The sequence below is a fragment of the Streptomyces sp. Ru71 genome (genome assembly GCF_002920535.1).
Classification (GTDB): Bacteria; Actinomycetota; Actinomycetes; order Streptomycetales; family Streptomycetaceae; genus Streptomyces.
Genome location: NZ_PQSS01000177.1, coordinates 1 through 885 on the forward strand (window position 1 = coordinate 1; position 885 = coordinate 885).

Annotated in this window: 1 protein-coding gene; it reads right to left on the bottom strand. The window is 69.0% G+C overall.

What is annotated here, in order from left to right; translation table 11 throughout:
- Nucleotides 1-19: 19 nt before the first annotated feature.
- A partial coding sequence (locus C3489_RS38095; RefSeq protein ID WP_308460844.1) for an acyl-CoA carboxylase subunit beta occupies nucleotides 20-885 on the bottom strand: 866 nt, incomplete at its 5' end.

The following is an 885-nucleotide window of genomic DNA, read 5'->3' on the forward strand; positions in this document are numbered from 1 at the left end:
CCTTGATCACAGCTGCTCCTTACAGGGGGATGTTGCCGTGCTTCTTCGGGGGCAGGGATTCCCGCTTGGTGCGCAGCTGACGCAGGCCGCGGACGATGTGGCGGCGGGTGTCGGAGGGCTGGATGACGGCGTCGATGTAGCCGCGTTCGGCGGCGATGTAGGGGTTGAGCAGGGCGTCCTCGTACTCCTGGATGAGCCGGGCGCGCACCGCCTCCAGGTCCTCGCCGTCGGCCTCGGCCTGGGCGAGGGTGCGGCGGTGCAGGATGTTGACGGCGCCCTGGGCGCCCATGACGGCGATCTGGGCGGTGGGCCAGGCCAGGTTGAGGTCGGCGCCCAGGTGCTTGGAGCCCATGACGTCGTAGGCGCCGCCGAAGGCCTTGCGGGTGATGACGGTGATCAGCGGGACGGTGGCCTCGGCGTAGGCGTAGATGAGTTTGGCGCCGCGGCGGATGATGCCCTCGTGTTCCTGGCCGACGCCGGGCAGGAAGCCGGGGACGTCGACGAAGGTGAGCACGGGCAGGTTGAAGGCGTCGCAGGTGCGCACGAAGCGGGCGGCCTTCTCGGAGGCGGCGATGTCCAGGCAGCCGGCGAACTGCATGGGCTGGTTGGCGACGATGCCGACGGGGTGGCCCTCGACGCGGCCGAAGCCGGTGACGATGTTGGGCGCGAACAGGGCCTGGGTCTCGAAGAACTCGGCGTCGTCCAGGACGTGCTCGATGACGGTGGTGACGTTGTAGGGCTGGTTCGCGGAGTCCGGGACCAGGGTGTCCAGCTCCAGGTCCTCCTCGGTGACCGTCAGGTCGGCCTCCTCGGGGAAGGCGGGGGGCTCGGAGAGGTTGTTGGAGGGCAGGTAGGACAGCAGCTGCTTGACGTATTCGATGGCGT